Origin of the sequence: Pleomorphomonas sp. T1.2MG-36, assembly GCF_950100655.1 — a bacterium.
Taxonomy (GTDB): Bacteria; Pseudomonadota; Alphaproteobacteria; order Rhizobiales; family Pleomorphomonadaceae; genus Pleomorphomonas.
Window position 1 is genome coordinate 177612 of sequence record NZ_CATNLY010000034.1, and the last position, 15504, is coordinate 193115.

18 protein-coding genes are annotated in these 15504 nt (G+C 66.2%); 8 read left to right on the forward strand and 10 right to left on the reverse strand.

Going from position 1 to position 15504, the window contains the following annotated elements:
* Positions 1-2: 2 nt before the first annotated feature.
* Positions 3-626 (reverse strand): J domain-containing protein, encoded by a 624-nt coding sequence (locus QQZ18_RS16590; protein ID WP_284542061.1) that lies wholly within the window; start codon positions 624-626, stop codon positions 3-5.
* A 111-nt stretch (positions 627-737) separates the two neighbouring features.
* Here QQZ18_RS16590 and QQZ18_RS16595 point away from each other — a divergent pair, with 111 nt between their 5' ends.
* A complete protein-coding gene (locus QQZ18_RS16595) occupies positions 738-1028 on the forward strand; it encodes a BolA family protein (protein WP_284542062.1) in 291 nt (96 codons plus the stop codon).
* 2 nt (positions 1029-1030) lie between these two features.
* Here the strand turns inward: QQZ18_RS16595 and QQZ18_RS16600 are convergent, their stop codons facing one another.
* Genes QQZ18_RS16600 through QQZ18_RS16610 form a run of 3 tightly spaced genes read right to left on the reverse strand, consistent with a single transcriptional unit; the run spans position 1031 to position 4129 of the window.
* Positions 1031-2323 (reverse strand): HlyC/CorC family transporter, encoded by a 1293-nt coding sequence (locus QQZ18_RS16600; RefSeq protein WP_284542063.1) that lies wholly within the window; start codon positions 2321-2323, stop codon positions 1031-1033.
* On the reverse strand, positions 2323-3462 hold the full coding sequence (gene aroB / locus QQZ18_RS16605) for a 3-dehydroquinate synthase (RefSeq protein WP_284542064.1): 1140 nt from the start codon (positions 3460-3462) through the stop codon (positions 2323-2325). Before aroB ends, QQZ18_RS16600 begins: the two co-directional genes overlap by 1 nt.
* 34 nt (positions 3463-3496) lie before the next feature.
* Positions 3497-4129, reverse strand: coding sequence for a shikimate kinase (locus tag QQZ18_RS16610; RefSeq protein ID WP_284542065.1), 633 nt, complete (start codon positions 4127-4129; stop codon positions 3497-3499).
* Positions 4130-4216: 87 nt separating this feature from the next.
* Between QQZ18_RS16610 and QQZ18_RS16615 the strand changes: the two genes are divergently transcribed.
* The 6 genes from QQZ18_RS16615 (at position 4217) to ppa (ending at position 9582) form a co-directional block, all read left to right on the forward strand.
* Positions 4217-4459, forward strand: coding sequence for a hypothetical protein (locus QQZ18_RS16615; protein ID WP_284542066.1), 243 nt, complete (start codon positions 4217-4219; stop codon positions 4457-4459).
* Entirely contained in the window at positions 4456-5391 is a 936-nt protein-coding gene (locus QQZ18_RS16620) for a site-specific tyrosine recombinase XerD (protein ID WP_284542067.1), read from the forward strand. Before QQZ18_RS16615 ends, QQZ18_RS16620 begins: the two co-directional genes overlap by 4 nt.
* Positions 5392-5550: 159 nt before the next feature.
* Positions 5551-6510 carry an acetyl-CoA carboxylase carboxyltransferase subunit alpha gene (locus QQZ18_RS16625; RefSeq protein WP_284542068.1) on the forward strand — a complete coding sequence of 320 codons (960 nt, stop codon included), beginning with the start codon at positions 5551-5553 and terminating at the stop codon, positions 6508-6510.
* Between the two features lie 261 nt (positions 6511-6771).
* Positions 6772-8322, forward strand: coding sequence for a L,D-transpeptidase family protein (locus QQZ18_RS16630; protein ID WP_284542069.1), 1551 nt, complete (start codon positions 6772-6774; stop codon positions 8320-8322).
* Positions 8323-8414: 92 nt separating this feature from the next.
* A complete protein-coding gene (locus QQZ18_RS16635; protein ID WP_284542070.1) occupies positions 8415-8936 on the forward strand; it encodes a GNAT family N-acetyltransferase in 522 nt (173 codons plus the stop codon).
* Between the two features lie 106 nt (positions 8937-9042).
* Complete coding sequence (ppa, locus tag QQZ18_RS16640) at positions 9043-9582, forward strand: inorganic diphosphatase (RefSeq protein WP_284542071.1); 540 nt, start codon at positions 9043-9045, stop codon at positions 9580-9582.
* A 30-nt stretch (positions 9583-9612) separates the two neighbouring features.
* On the opposite strand, the gene msrB is transcribed toward ppa, so the two are convergent.
* Together msrB and QQZ18_RS16650 are read right to left on the reverse strand one after the other, a co-directional pair.
* On the reverse strand, positions 9613-10017 hold the full coding sequence (gene msrB / locus QQZ18_RS16645; RefSeq protein WP_284542072.1) for a peptide-methionine (R)-S-oxide reductase MsrB: 405 nt from the start codon (positions 10015-10017) through the stop codon (positions 9613-9615).
* Positions 10018-10082: 65 nt separating this feature from the next.
* Positions 10083-10343: a DUF3329 domain-containing protein gene (locus QQZ18_RS16650; RefSeq protein WP_284542073.1), complete on the reverse strand. Its 261-nt coding sequence runs from the start codon at positions 10341-10343 to the stop codon at positions 10083-10085.
* A 273-nt stretch (positions 10344-10616) separates the two neighbouring features.
* Here QQZ18_RS16650 and QQZ18_RS16655 point away from each other — a divergent pair, with 273 nt between their 5' ends.
* Positions 10617-11198, forward strand: a complete 582-nt coding sequence (locus QQZ18_RS16655; RefSeq protein ID WP_284542074.1) for a cytochrome b — start codon at positions 10617-10619, stop codon at positions 11196-11198.
* A gap of 8 nt (positions 11199-11206) precedes the next feature.
* Here QQZ18_RS16655 and QQZ18_RS16660 read toward each other — a convergent pair whose 3' ends face one another.
* The 4 genes from QQZ18_RS16660 to QQZ18_RS16675 all read right to left on the reverse strand — a co-directional run bounded on the left by QQZ18_RS16660 (position 11207) and on the right by QQZ18_RS16675 (position 15503).
* A complete protein-coding gene (locus QQZ18_RS16660) occupies positions 11207-12277 on the reverse strand; it encodes an ABC transporter ATP-binding protein (protein WP_284542075.1) in 1071 nt (356 codons plus the stop codon).
* Between the two features lie 37 nt (positions 12278-12314).
* Positions 12315-13148, reverse strand: coding sequence for a carbohydrate ABC transporter permease (locus tag QQZ18_RS16665; protein ID WP_284542076.1), 834 nt, complete (start codon positions 13146-13148; stop codon positions 12315-12317).
* Complete coding sequence (locus QQZ18_RS16670) at positions 13145-14014, reverse strand: carbohydrate ABC transporter permease (RefSeq protein ID WP_284542077.1); 870 nt, start codon at positions 14012-14014, stop codon at positions 13145-13147. The genes QQZ18_RS16665 and QQZ18_RS16670 overlap by 4 nt, the downstream gene beginning before the upstream one ends.
* A 169-nt stretch (positions 14015-14183) precedes the next feature.
* Positions 14184-15503 (reverse strand): ABC transporter substrate-binding protein, encoded by a 1320-nt coding sequence (locus tag QQZ18_RS16675; RefSeq protein ID WP_284542078.1) that lies wholly within the window; start codon positions 15501-15503, stop codon positions 14184-14186.
* Position 15504: the final 1 nt, after the last annotated feature.

Consider the following 15504-nt stretch of genomic DNA (forward strand, 5'->3'; position numbering starts at 1 on the left):
GATCAACAGAAACCGGCAGTCTTCAAGTAATTATAGGCTTGGATGATCTCCCGCAACCGTTCCTCTGAGGACCGATCGCCGCCGTTGGCGTCGGGATGGTGGCGTTTGACCATGACCTTGTACTGCGCCTTGATCTCCTCCTTCGAGACGCCAACCTCAAGGTGCAACGTTTCGAAGGCGCGCTGTGTCATCGGCGACACGCGCCGGCGCGGCTCCTCGGGCTCGGCCCGCATGCCGCCCGACCGCGACCCGTGGAACACGCCGAACGGATCGTTGTAGGTCGGCTCGGCAGGCCGTCCGTGATGGCCGGCGTTGGGGTCGGTCTGCCCCCAGCGGTTGACCGATACCGTCCAGGTCGGGCGATGGCCGGTCAGCGCGTCCTTCTGGAAGGCGATGACATCGTCGTCTCCCATGCCCGAGAAGTAGTTGTAGGACTTGTTGTAGAGCTGCACATGCTCCAGGCAGAAGTGATGATACTGCCCCTCGCGACCCCGGCCTTTCGGCGCGCGATAGGCGCCAGCGCTCTCGCACCCGTCCCAATCGCAAGGCGGGAACTGGTCGCGAGCGACGCTTTCCTTGTCCGGCTTGATCCGGAGTTTGTCGAAGAGCTTGGAATAGGAATCCATGATCCGCCGATTATGGGCACTCGAAAGCGTGCCGGCAAGGCGTTGACAATCGCCTCGCATGGTCGCCAGATGCCAGATTGCTTCGCCCGCGCCAACCGCCGAGGATGCCCGATGACTTCGACGACCCCGCCCGTTTCCGCCCGCAAGAACCGCATCGAGGCGGCGCTCCTCGCCGAGCTGTCGCCGTCCTATGTGAACGTGATCGACGACAGCGAGCGCCACCGCGGACATGGCGGCTGGCGCGAGGGCGGCGAGACCCATTTCGTCGTAGAGGTGGTATCGGCGGCTTTCGAGGGCAAGAGCCGCCTCGCCCGCCAGCGTCTCGTCATGGATGCGCTGAAGGCGGAGTTCGACACCGGCCTGCACGCCCTGTCCGTCACCGCTCGCGCACCCGGAGAGTGATTTCAGGCGCGGAACGCGTCGTCAACCGGTCCGACCTTCAGCGCCGTGATGCGGTTCCGCTGTCGCCTGAGCACGCGGAAGCGGAAACCGTGAAAGGTGAAGGACTGGCCGGGGTCGGGGATCATCCGCGCCTCGTGAATGACGAGACCGGCAATGGTGGTCGCCTCGTCGTCGGGCAGACGCCAGTCCATCATGCGATTGAGGTCGCGGATCGGCACCGCCCCGTCCACCGAGGCCGAACCGTCGGGATACGGACGGACGCCTTGCACCACCACGTCCTGCTCGTCGGCGATCTCGCCGACGATCTCCTCGAGAATATCCTCGAGGGTGACGAGACCCTGCACTTCGCCATACTCGTCGACGACCAGCGCGAGATGGACCTTGCGCTTGAGAAACGCCCTGAGCTGGTCGGCGGCCAACGTCGTGTCGGGCACGAACCAGGGCGGCGTCATCAGCGTCTCGACGCAAACCTTGGCGGGATCGCCGTCGGCGCGGTCGATGGCGCGCATCAGCTCCTTGGAGTGCAGGACGCCGACGATGTTGTCCGGCTCGTCACGCCACAAGGGGTGGCGCGTGAACGGGCTTGAGATCAACGCCTTCAGGAGATCGCCGACCGGCATGTCGATGTCGAAGGTACGCATCTTGGTGCGATGCACCATGATGTCGGACAGCGGTAGCTCGCTGAGGTCGAGCACGCCGCCGACCATGTCGCGATCGTCCTTGACCACGCCGCCCTCGCGATGCAGCAGGTCGACCGCCTCGCGAATTTCCTCATGCGCCGTCCAGGCCGCCTCGCGCGGCGCCTTGCTGACCAGCCTCAGGGGGGCGATCACCGCTTTCTCGATGCCGGCAATCAGCGGCCCCAGCAGACGGGCCGGAATCTCGATCGCCGACAGGAGAACGAAGGCCGATCGTTCCGGCCTCAGCGACACAATCACGCGCGGCACGGCGTCGAGCAGGATGGCAAGAATGACGCCGCCGACCGCCCAGACGGCAAGGCGCACGGGATCGGTCTCGAGGGACAGCACCGCCCGCGTCGCGAAGATGGTCAGCGCCACCGTCGACACCTGGCGCGCCAGACGGATGGCCGACACCGCCCGCGCCCGCTCGGCGGTCAGCTCGACGAGGCGCTTGATGCGGCGGTCGCCAAGCCGCTCCATGTGATGCAGCTTGGTGCGGTTGGAGGCGAGCAAGGCCGACCCGGCCGCCGACAGGATCACGGTGATGACGACGAACAGGGCGACCGGCACGCCGGCTAACACGAGATCGGCCAGCGCCCCGCCCCGTCCGCCCATCAGGCCTGTCCTTCGCTGAGCTTGTCGGTGAGGAAGCCGCGCACGGCTTCGGCCGGCACGTCCTTGGCAATGAAGGCCTCGCCGATGCCCCGGCTCAGGATGAAGGTCAGGGCGCCGTTCTGCACCTTCTTGTCCTGGCCGATCAGCTCCATGAAGGTGGAGACCGATGGCGCCCCGCCGGGAATGTCGGAGAGCTTGGTCGGAAGCCCGACCTCGGCAAGGTGGGCGCGGATCCGTCCGGCGTCGTCCGCCGACATCTGGTTGAGGCGTACGGAGAAGTCATGGGCGAGCACCATGCCCAGCGACACCGCCTCGCCATGCACCACGGTGCCGTTGTAGCCGGCCGCCGTCTCGATGGCGTGACCGAAGGTATGGCCGAGGTTGAGCAGCGCGCGGTCACCGGTCTCGCGTTCGTCGCGGGCGACGATGGCCGCCTTGGAACGGCAGGAAACGGCGATCGCCTCGATCCGCGCGGGCCCGCCGGCGAACACGTCGCGCCAGGTCTTCTCCAGCGAGGCGAAGAAGGCGGCATTGTCGATCAGGCCGTATTTGACCACCTCGGCATAGCCGGCGCGGAACTCGCGCTCGGGCAGCGTGTCGAGCACGCTGGTGTCGGCCATCACCAGATCGGGCTGATGAAACACGCCGACGAGGTTCTTGCCATGGCGGCTGTTGATGCCGGTCTTGCCGCCCACCGACGAATCCACCTGCGAAAGAAGCGTCGTCGGCACCTGCACGAAACGCATGCCGCGCCGGACGACGCCGGCCACGAAGCCGGCGAGGTCGCCGACCACGCCACCGCCCAGGGCCACCACCGCGTCGCCGCGCTCATAGCGGCCGCCAACCACCTGGTCGACCACCTGCTCGAACACGTCGAAGCATTTGGAGGCTTCGCCCGCCGGAATGACGACGGCGCTGGCCGTGACGCCGGCCCGTCGCAACGACTTCTCGAACGCGACGAGATGCCGGCCCGAGACGTTGGAATCGGTGATGATGCAGGCGCGCGCCTTCGGCAGCACGGCACGGAACCACTTGCCGGCGTCGGCGACAAGCCCCTCGCCGATCAGGATGTCGTAGGACCGCTCGCCGAGCGACACGGGCACCTTGACGATGCCGTCCGTTTCCCCTTCAGTCGTCATATCGTCCCCCCGCCCTTTTTCGGCCCCGGCGCCGTCACGGCGCCTCTCGTTCAGGTCCAGCGTCTTCCATGAGCCAGGCTTCCAGCGCGGCAACCACCGCGTCGACCATCGCCTCATGCGGCACGTCGACCGACTGGACGACCAGATCCGCCTCGGCATAGACCGGATAACGTGCCTCGACGAGAGCCCTCAGCGTGCCCTCGGGATCGGCCGTCTGAAGAAGCGGCCGCGTCGGCCGGCGGCGCACCCGCTCGTAGAGCAGCTCCCAGTCGGCCCTGAGCCAGATCGATATGCCCGCGCTCCGGATCGCCGCCCGCGTCTCAGCGTTCATGAAGGCGCCGCCGCCGGTAGCGATGATATGGCCCGGCTCGCGCAACAGGCGGGCGATCACCCGCCGTTCGCCCTGGCGAAAGTAGTCCTCGCCATGCTCGGCGAAGATCTCGGACACCGTCTTCTTGGCCGCCTCCTCGATCGCCGTGTCGGCGTCGATGAAGGTGAGGCCGAGCCGGCCGGCGAGGCGTTTGCCCACCGACGTCTTGCCAGCCCCCATCATGCCCACCAGCACCACCGAGCGGCCGCCGAGCAGTTCGACGATACGCGCATTGGCACTGGCGCGCCGATGGGCGGCGTCGTGATCGCGGCTGCGGCTGGTCTTGACGTCGGTCATGAGAAGTCTCATGGGTTGGGGCGGCGCATCTGTCAAGCTGTTAGCGCTGCCGAGCGGCCTCGCCGGACCACACCCGCGAGTGGAACCATGCCAACCGTCACACGCTTTCTCGGCTTTCTCTTCGTTCTGGCCGCCATCGCCATGGCCGCCGTGCTGGCGCTGGCCTATCTGGTCACGCCGGAGCCGCGCACCTTTACCGTCCCGATCGATGCTTCGGTACTCTCGGGCGCCCGCCCCCTGTCGCCGCCGCCAGCCGCCCCCATGCCGGATCCGGCCACGACCGGATCGGTCGAGATCGACCCTGCCGGCCCACCGGCCAACGCCCCATGAGCGTCAGTGACGCCACGCTGGTCGAGACCTATCTCGAGGCGGCAAGCATCGAGAATGCCGCCTCCGACAACACGCTCGCCGCCTACCGCGCCGACCTCGATCTCTACATCGGTTTTCTTGCCGGTCGGGGGCGCGGCCTCCTCGACGCGGCGACGGACGATGTCGAGGATTTCGTCGCCGGGCTCGCCGCGGAGGGCTACGCCGCCGCCACGCAGGCCCGCCGCCTGTCCGCCGTCCGCCAGTTGCACAAGTTCCTCTACACGGAGGGACGACGCGCCGACGACCCCACCGCGCGGGTCGACCGCCCCCGTACCCGCCGTCCGCTGCCCAAGGTACTTTCCGTCGAGGACGTCGGCCGACTGATGGACGCGACCGCCGCCACGGCCGCCGAGCCCGTCGAGGATCGGGCCGAAGCGCTGCGCCGTACCCGCTTCTGGGCCATGCTGGAAACGCTCTATGCGTCCGGCCTGCGCGTCTCCGAGCTCGTCGGCCTGCCGGCCGGCGCCATCCGCGAGGGCACGGCCGCCATGACCGTGCGCGGCAAAGGCTCCAAGGACCGGCTGGTGCCGATCGGCGACACCGCCCGCGCCGCCGTCATCGCCTATCGCAGCCTCCTCAAGGCAAGCGGCCGGCACGCCGGTAGCCCCTTCCTGTTTCCGGCCAACTCCGAAACCGGCCACGTGACGCGCCAGAGTTTCGCCCGCGACCTCAAGGACGCCGCCGCTCGGCTGGGCATATCGCCCGACAAGGTGTCGCCGCACGTCCTGCGACATGCCTTCGCCAGCCATCTGCTCCAGAACGGAGCCGACCTTCGCATCGTCCAGGAATTGCTCGGCCACGCCGACATCGGCACGACCGAGATCTACACGCACGTTCTCGAGCACCGTCTCGCCGCGCTTGTCGCCGATCATCACCCACTGTCCGAGCGATAATCGCCTTGGTAATGGCACGGAGATGATCACAGAATTGCCGGCATTTGCGGCGATTGGCGTTGACAAGGCGTCGATCGGAAGCCAAGTGTGCGCGGTCGCCGCACCTTTGGTTGTCCCTCGGGATTAAGACGGCGGCCGGGGCACCATGAAGAGAGCCGGATGAGAAGCTATCTCGACTTTGAGAAACCCATCGCCGACCTTGAGGGCAAGGTTCAGGAGCTGAAAGCCCTGGCCGACGGCGGAGCCGCCCTTCCCATCGACGACGACATCGCCAAACTCGAGACGAGCGCCGCCCAGGCGCTGGCCGACATCTACGCTCGCCTCACGCCTTGGCAGAAGGCGCAAGTCGCACGCCATCCCGACCGGCCGCATGCCGCCCACTACATCGAACGGTTGATCTCCGACTGGACGCCGCTCGCCGGCGACCGCAACTTTGGCGAAGACGCAGCGATCCTGGCCGGCCTCGGCAGTTTCCGTGGCCGTCCGGTGGCCGTCATCGGTCAGGAGAAGGGCCACGACACCCAGACGCGCATCCGCCATAATTTCGGCATGGCGCGTCCGGAGGGCTACCGCAAGGCCATCCGCATCATGGAACTGGCCGACCGCTTCAATCTGCCGGTGATCTCGCTTGTCGACACCGCTGGCGCCTATCCCGGCATCGGCGCCGAGGAACGCGGCCAGGCCGAAGCCATCGCCCGTTCGACGCAGGCCTGCCTCCGCTTGGGCGTGCCGATCGTCTCGGTGGTCATCGGCGAAGGCGGCTCCGGCGGCGCCATTGCCATCGCCACCGCCAACCGCGTCTTCATGCTCGAGCACTCCATCTACTCGGTGATCTCGCCCGAGGGCGCGGCCTCCATTTTGTGGAAGGATTCGGCCAAGGCCCAGGACGCGGCGATGAACATGCGCATCACCGCCCAGGATCTCGTTCGCTACGGCATCATCGACGGCATCATCGACGAGCCCGTCGGTGGCGCCCATCGTGCGCCGAACCAGGTGATCGAGGCCGTCGGCGGCGTTGTCGAGGCGGCATTTGCCACCTTCGACGGCAAGAGTCGCGACGACATCCGCGCCGATCGGCGCCGCAAGTTCCTGGCGATCGGCCGCGACCTCAAGGTCTGAGGCCGGACCGCCCTGCATTTTTCCGGTCGCCTTGCCATGAATTTCTCATGTTTCCATTGGAAATGAGAAGCCGGCGGCCTCGATGAACGGATGCGCCGGTCTCCGGCGCACCGGTTCGGCCTTGATGCGGTGGTAACCATTCGGTAACCCTGACCGTCGAGGATCGCTCCATGATATGCTGTCCGGCGCCCGGGGGGACGGCCAGACAGCCCCCGCCAGGACCCGGAAGGTGCCGCGGTGACCATGAGTGAAACGGAGAGCATGACCTCGTTCCGCCCGAACCAGCCCTCTCCAGGCATTTCCATCGCCGGCCGCCTTGCGCGACTTGCGGTCGCCCTCGGTCTCGCCGCGCTTCTGGCCGCCTGCCAGGCCGACGAGATCGGCTACGGCTATGGCCCCAAGGACCAGCGCCCGGTGTCGGCGAAGACGCTTGAGCTCATGAAGAAGCTCAACATGAAACTCTCCTCCCCGGTGCTGATGCGCATCTTCAAGGAGGAGAACAAGTTCGAAGTCTGGAAAATGAATGCGAGCGGGCGCTACGACCTGCTCAAGAGCTACGACATCTGCCGCTGGTCGGGCGATCTCGGGCCAAAGGTCAGGGAAGGCGACAGGCAGGCGCCGGAAGGCTTCTACGCCATTTCGCCCGGCTTGATGAATCCCAAGTCGGACTGGTATCTCGCCTTCAACACCGGCTTCCCCAATGCCTATGACCGGGCCAACGGCCGCACCGGTTCGGCGCTGATGGTGCACGGCTCCTGCTCGTCGCGCGGCTGCTACGCCATGACCGACCAGCAGATCCAGGAAATCTACGCCCTGGCGCGCGAAGCCTTCCGCGGCGGCCAGAAGGCGTTCCAGCTGCAAGCCTTCCCTTTCCGCCTCAACGGCAAGAACATGGCCAAGCACTGGAACGACCCCAACATGGCCTTCTGGAAGATGCTGAAGGAGGGCTACGACACCTTCGAGATGACCCGTATGGAGCCGAAGGTGGACGTCTGCGGTCGCAAGTACGTGTTCAACGCCAATCCGGCCCAGCCGCTCGACACGGTCGCCGCCTGTCCCGCCGACCTGGGACAGCCCAAGGAACTCGTTGCCTCGCTTCAGACGAGGGCCAAGTCGGACTATGCCGAGGCCGAGGTGCTGTTCGCCAAGCTCGAGGAAGACCGCAAGGCTGAGGAAGACAAGCGCGTTCAGGTGGCGCTTGCCGCCGAGAAACGCAAGGCCGATGCCGAAAAGGCGCAGGCCGACGCCGAAGCCGCCCGCATCGAAGCCGAGCGTAATCCGGGTGCTCTCGCCCGCCTGCTCGGCGCCGAACCCAACCCGGACGCGGGCATCACGGTGGGACCGGTGATCGTGCCGCCGACCGGCGCGCCGGTGCCGATCGCCGATCCGCGCGGTCCTCGGATTCACGCCGTGGCCATGACCGAGCCCGTCGAACAGGAACGGGCCGGCGCCATTTCCCGCCTGTTCTCCTTCGTGACCGGCGGGGACAAGACCGAAGCGGCTCCCGTCGCCCCGCCGACCGCCCCCGTGGCCACGGCGCCCGGCGCCCTGGCAGCACCTGCCTCGCCGGCGCCGCCCGGTCCGGTCGTATCCGCGCCCACGGTCGCCGCACCCATTCCCCCACTGCCCGGTCGACCGTCTCCGTCCGGAGCGAGCCAGCCCGGCGCGATCGCGCCTTCGGCTGCGCCGCAGCCTGTCTGCGCCATGCCCGGCGTCGCGGTTCCCCCCGGCACTCCGCCGTGCCCGGCCGTGGCCGCCGCACCGACGGAAGCGGACAAGAGCATTCTCGACCGCATCGGCAACTGGTTCTGAGCGGCCGGCCGTCGCGAACGCCGATAAACGGCGTTCTCGGTGCGCCCTTTTTTGCCTTCCGCTCTTGGGGGGAACCGGGTTAAGCTCCCTCCATGAGCACCCTTTCGATCGACGTCCAGCGCGCCGCCGTGGAGGATGCCGCGGAAATCGCGGCCGTCCATGATGCCGCATGGCGCTACGCCTACCGGGGCATTCTCGACGGCGTCGAACTCGAGCGGATGATCGAACGGCGCGGTCCCCACTGGTGGGCCAAGGCTATCGCTCGCAATGTCGCCGTGCTGGTGGTCAAGGTCGAGGGGCGAGTGGCCGGCTATGCGACGCTGGGACCGAGCCGCATGCGCGCCCTTCCCTTCCGGGGCGAAATCTACGAGCTCTATCTTCACCCCGACATGCACGGCGTCGGCCTGGGACGGCGGCTGTTCGAGGAGGCACGGGCGGCCCTTGCCGACATGCACCTCGACGGTCTCGTCATTCGCGTCCTCGCCGCCAATGCCGTTGGGGTCGGCTTCTACGAGCGACTTGGAGGTCAGGAGGTGGTCGGCTCGAGCGAAGAGATCGCCGGCCGTCTGGTACCGGTCGTCGTCTATGCCTGGCCGCCGGTCGGAAGAGGCTGAAAATCGGGCAGTTCGCCACCCCGCCCGCGCTCGCTCCGCCTTGCTTTCGCCCCACCATTACGGATAAACACGTGCTCGCGACTTTGTTTCTTTTCAAGGATTAATCATGCGCATCGACGCCGTTCCTATCGGCAACAATCCGCCCGAGGACATCAACGTCATTATCGAAGTGCCTCTCGGCGGTGAGCCGATCAAGTACGAGATGGACAAGGCAGCCGGCGCCATGTACGTCGACCGCTTCCTCTACACGGCGATGCACTATCCCGGAAATTACGGCTTCGTTCCGCACACCCTGTCGGACGACGGCGACCCGATCGATGTGATGGTGGTGAACACCCGCGCCATCGTGCCGGGCGCCATCATGAACTGCCGCCCGATCGGCGTTCTCAAGATGCAGGACGAGAGCGGCCACGACGAGAAGATCATCGCCGTTCCCTCCAACAAGCTGACCACCCGCTACTCCAAGATCAAGACGATCGACGACCTGCCCGAGATCACGGTTCACCAGATCGAGCACTTCTTCGAGCACTACAAGGATCTGGAACCCGGCAAATGGGTGAAGGTGATCGGCTGGGGCGGCGTCAGTGAAGCGGCGGAGCTGATCCTCGCCGCGATTGCCAAAGGTAAGACCGACGCTGAGAAGTAGAGCAGTGATGGCAGCCATCGGCCGCCATCCTCACTCCTGCGGACGGAAGACCAGCGCGACGCCGTTGATGCAGTAACGCAGACCGGACGGCGGCGGCCCATCGTCGAACACATGGCCGAGGTGCGAGCCGCAGTGAGCGCAATGCACCTCGGTCCGCACCATGAAATGGCTGCGATCGACCGACGTCTCGACGCCGCCCGGCTCCGGCTCGTTGAAGCTCGGCCAGCCGGTGCCGCTCTCGAATTTGTCGTGCGCTGCAAACAGCGGCGTATCGCAACCGGCGCAATGGAACACGCCACGCCGCTTCTCGTAAAGCAGCGCGCAACTGCCCGGCGCCTCGGTGCCGTGGCCACGCATGATGCGGTACTGCTCCGGAGTGAGCAGGCTCCGCCACTCCTCGTCGGTGCGGGTGACAGGAAAAGTTTCGACGGTCATCGGGAGCTCCTGCAAGCGGCGGCAATGCCGCTTCCTACGTGGGAACCCCTAGCACGAATCGCAAGTCAGCGCTTGTCGGCATCCTCATCGGCGGCGCCGGACGCGCGCCCGTCGGAGATTTCCAGCGGCTTGTCTACCGGATCGACCCATTTGATCAGGAACACCCAGGCAGCATAGACGAAGACGCCGGCGGTCAGGACCATCCACATGGGATCCTTGATCACGAAATTCTCGTAGCAGGCCCACGCCCCCGTCACCGCCACGAGCAAAACGCGGCGCCAAAGCGGCCTATAGAAGGGGTGATTTAGGTCGGAAACGCGCTTCATCAATCCTCCAGCCACCGGCCACGACCGGCGGCGCCCTTCATCGTAGCGCTGAACCCCGGCATTTTCCGAAACTAGAGGAAGGCGGAGGCCGAGGCAACCTTGGGGTCTCGCCCGATCCGCCCCCCTCGCTTTGTTCCCGTGTCACGGAATTTTGAGCCGGTGGTGGCGCCGAGATCCGCTTCGGAAGCGAATTTGCGGTTGGCAAGCCGCAGGCGGACTACGCATAATCACCTAAACGATCGCCCTACCTCACTGTATGACGGGAGACCTGCCTTGACCAAGGATCAATCGACGCTCTTCGACCACCCCGAGGGCTATGGCGCGGTCAGCCGAGCTCTTCACTGGCTGATGGCGGCGCTGTTTGCCTGGCAGTTCCTCTCGGCCGTTCTGCATGCCGTCGACCGCGACCTGCCGGTGACCCGCTTCTTCTGGTCCTGGCATATGTCGATCGGCTTCCTGCTGCTGGTCACCGTCGTCATCCGCGGCGCCTGGGCGCTCGTCAACCTCGGCAAACGGCCGCCCCATGCCACCGGCTTTCTTGGCCTCGCCTCGCGCCTGGGGCACCTCGCCCTCTACCTGTTGATGCTGGCGGTGCCGATGCTCGCCGTGCTCCGGGCCTATGGCAGCGGCAGGGGCCTGTCGGTGTTCGGCATCGAAGTGCTCGCCGGTGGCGGCGAGCGCATTCCAGAGCTGATGGCGCCTGCCAATGCCGCGCACGGCCTTCTCGGCTGGGCACTGCTGGCGCTAACGCTCGGACACATCGCCATGGCGCTCGCTCACGCCTACCTTTGGCGCGAACCTACGCTGACGCGCATGTTGCGCGGGCGCCCCGCCACGGTCGGCGTAGCCGAGTAGCCGCTGCATCAGGCGATGCGGCTACCCGTCGCCTCGTCGAACAGGTGGAACGCGCCGGGCGCCGGCTGCAGGGCAACGGCGTCGCCGGACGTGGGGCGAAGCCGCTTGTCCATCACGCGCGCGATCAGTTCGCCGGCCACCGTCTCGACGTGGACGTAATACTCGGCGCCGAGGGCCTCGACCAGGCCTATGCGCCCGGCGAGCCCCGGCGCTCCGGCGTCGGCGATGCGGATGTCTTCCGGGCGGACGCCCAGGAGCAGCCTGCCGGCGTGACCGGCCGGACGCGCTCCGAGATCAAGGGTCCCGAAGGCAGGTGCCTGCCCTTCGGCAATCTCGATCATGTTCATTTTCGGCGAACCCAGGAAGCGGGCGACGAAAAGATTGGCAGGCCGCTCGTAGAGCTCCTCCGGCGTTCCGACCTGCATCAGGTTTCGGCCATGACCGTCCTTGAGCGGTGCGAAGACGGCGATCCGGTCCCCCATGGTCATCGCTTCGGTCTGGTCGTGCGTCACATAGATCATGGTCGCGCGAATGCGCTCGCGAAGCTGCATGATCTCGCCGCGCATCGACACCCGGAGATCGGCATCGAGGTTCGACAGGGGCTCGTCGAACAGAAAGACCTCGGGGTGCCGGACGATCGCCCGCCCCAAGGCGACGCGCTGGCGCTGCCCGCCCGAGAGTTGCGCGGGGCGGCGGTCGAGATAGGGGCCGAGGTCGAGAATGTCGGCGGCTTCCTTGACCCGCTCGGCGATCTCGGCGGCGGGCCGCCCGGCCATCTTCAGCGGGAAGCCGATGTTGCCGGCCACCGTCATGTGCGGATAGAGCGCATAGCTCTGAAACACCATGGCGACGTTGCGGTCCGAGGGCGCAAGGCCGGTCACCGATCGGCCGCCGATGCGGATGTCGCCCGATGTCGTTTCCTCAAGGCCGGCGATCATCCGGAGCGCGGTGGACTTGCCGCAGCCCGATGGCCCCACGAAGACGATAAACTCGCCATCGTCGACCTTGAGGTCGAGGCCGGCGATCACGCCAACCTTGCCGAAGGACTTGGCAACGGACTTGAATTCGATCTCGGCCATGGTCGTTTCCCGGAAATCTCGAGCGGTAAAGGTTGGGTCAGCCCTTGACGGCGCCGGCGGTCATCGACCGGCCGATCTGTCGGTACATCAGGAGGCCAAGAACGAGGGGCGGCAGGGTTGCCAGGATCATGACCGCAGCGGCCACACCCCAGCGGACGCCGCCGCCGGACGCCGCGAAGAAGAAGGATGCACCGACTGACACCGGCGTCGCGTTGTTAGTGGTCAGCATCAGGCCGAACAGGAACTCGTTCCACGAGTAGATGAAGGCCAACACCGAGGAGGCCGCGACGACGTTAAGCGACATCGGTGCCACGACATAGATGAGAAGCCGCAGCGTCCCAGCGCCGTCGACGCGGCCGGCTTCCTCGATCTCCAGCGGCAGGTCGGCGATCGACGAGACAAACAGCACCAGGACCAGCGGCACGTTGACGAGGCAGAGAATGAGGGCGAGGCCGAAGCGCGTGTCGAGCAGCCCGACCTGCTGGTACATCAGGTAGATCGGGATGGCGAAGATGATCAGCGGCACGGCGCGGAGATTGACGGCGAGCGGCAGCAGCCAGTTGCGCCCCACGCCGAACCGCGCCATGGCGTAGGCGGCGGGGAAGGCCAGCACGATGGCCAGCACCGAACCGATCAGCGAGGCCACAAGGCTGTTGGTCAGGAAGTGCAGGATATCGAAGCGGTCGGCCATGGCGAACACGGCCGCGTAATTGTCGAGCGTCGGCGCCTCGATGATCAGCGAGGCGTTGGTCATGATCTCCGCCTCGCTCTTCAGCGAGGTCACCAGCGTGGCGATCACCGGAAAGTTCAGGATGACGACGGCGGCAACGAACACCAGCCAGCGCAGGGTGTTGACGAGGGTTTTCCTCATAGCGGCGCCTTCCTGGCCGTCAGACCGTTGATGACCCAGAGCACGACGAACGAAGCGACCAGGAGCAGCATCGAGGCGGCAACGGCGAGGCCGATGTCGCCCACCTTGAAGAAGGCCTGGTAGATGTAGATGCTCATCGACGTTGTGGAGCCACCGGCGCCCGGCCCGACCAGGGTGTAGAGATTGTCGAACACCCGGAAGCTGTCGATGAAGCGGATGAAGAAGGTGATGCCGATGGCCGGCAGCATCAGCGGCAAGTCGATGTTGACGAACAGGCGCCGCCCGCGCGCGCCGTCAAGCGCCGCCGCCTCGCGGATATCCGGCGAGATCGCCGCGTAGGACGAGTGCAGGATCAAGAGCGCGAAGGGCGTCCATTGCAGCGTCTCGACGGTCACCAGTGTCGTGAAGGCCCAGTCTCGGCCCAGGAAGGCCGGGAAGTCGCCGTACCACTCAAGAAGGTAGTAGGGCACGGCCCCGACGAACTCATGCAGGATGAGCCGATACATCAGGCCGACCAGAGCCGGCGCCACCATCATCGGCAGCATCAGAAGCGCGATCAGCCAGGGCCGCTTGGCAAACAGCGGCGCCAGAAACACGGCGAGCGCGAGGCCGGCCACCACCTGGATGACGGAAACGATCAGCCCGAAGCGCAGGGAGAACCACGCGGCGCCCCAGAACTCCGGATCGGCCACCGCCTTCGCATAGTTGGACAGACCGATCGGTTCCGGCGCGCGGATGTTCTCGAAGCCGACGCGCGAGATCGAATAGATGATGTCGAGAACGAGGGGAAACCCCAGAAGGGCGATGAGAAAGACCGTGAGCGGGGCGATCAGAAGGCGCCCCTCGAAACGGGAAGTCCGCGGCATACGGGTCTCGTCCTCGAAAGATCGGCGACGGCGGAAAGGTGCCGCACGCCGGCCGGAGAGAGACCGGCGCGCGGAATGGCGGCGCGGCGCTGCTGGCTCAACTGTCGAGTCTACCGCAATCCGCCGGAGTTGGAACAGGGGCGGCAGCGCCGCCCCCGTCCAGATGCGATCAGGGCTTCAGGAGATCGGCCATGCCGGACTTGGTCGCGGCGAGCGCGTCATCGAGCGACTTGTCGCCGGCCCAGTAGGCAGTGAACTCCTTGGCCTGCAACTCGTAGACCTGCAACGCCTTGGCGGCCGTTCCGCCATGCATCACGAAGCCGTAGGCGCCGGCGAACTGACCGAGCTTGACGAGGTCGGGCCGTTCGGCGCTGACCTTGGCCACCACCGCGTCGCTGAGCGCCGGCGAACCGCCGGCCTTGGCATAGATCTCCATGGCGTCGGGCGCACCAAGCCAGTTCAGGAACTTGACGGCGCCTTCCTTGTTCTTGGAGGCCTTGTTGATGCCGAGACCGAGCCCGTGGATGTGGGTGAAGCGGCCTTCCGGACCGGCGGGCGGCGCGACGGTGCCGATCTTGCCGGCGACGGCCGGCGTCTTGTCCTTGTTGTCGAGGTCGCCGAATGCGGCGTTCCACTGCACCATCGTGGCCACCTGGCCGGCACCGAAGGCGGCGTTGGACTCGGCAAACTCGTAGGTGGTCGAGTCCTTGGGCGACGTGCCCTCGTCATAGAGCTTCTTGTAGATGTCGAGCGCCGTGCGATAGGCGGGGCTGTCGACGGTGATCTCGCCCTTGTCGTTCATCCAGTCGCCACCGTGGGCGCGGGCGACCGACTGCCAGACCATCATGTTGAACAACAGATTCTTCATCTGAAGAACCGTGCCGTAGCGGGTCGGGCTGTCCGAATTGATCGACTTGGTGAAGAACAGCGCCGTCGCCATCCAGTCTTCCCAGGTCCAGGCGTCGGGATCCTTGGGGTCGAGCTTCTTGCCGAGGTACTTCTCGGAGATCTCGCCGTATTTCGCCTTCCAGTCGGCGTCGGACAGCAGCTTCTCGATGAGATCGCTGCGATAGTACATGAAGTGCAGCGACAGGTCGGTCGGGATGCCATACTGCTTGCCGTCATACTGCATGGTCGCCAGCACCTTCTCGGGGAAGGTCGCCTTGGAAGCGTCCGGCAGGGTGATCGGGTCCATGAACGGCGCATAGCGGCCGAGGGCATAGGTAGCCAGAAGGTTGATGTCGAAATCGGTCGAGCCGGCAGCGAGGTCGGCGGCCAGCTTGTCGAAGAAGCCGTCACGGTTGAAGAAGATCAGCTTCACCTTGTCGGCGTCGGCCGCGGTGGCGTTATAGGCATCGGCCGCCTTGCGAAGACCGGCCTCCTCCGGCCCGCCCGGCCACCCGAGCACGGTCACCTCGGCCATGGCTCCGGTCACGCCCAACGCCGCGAACAAGGCGGCACTGGTCAGAAGGGTTCTCAGTCGCGTCATT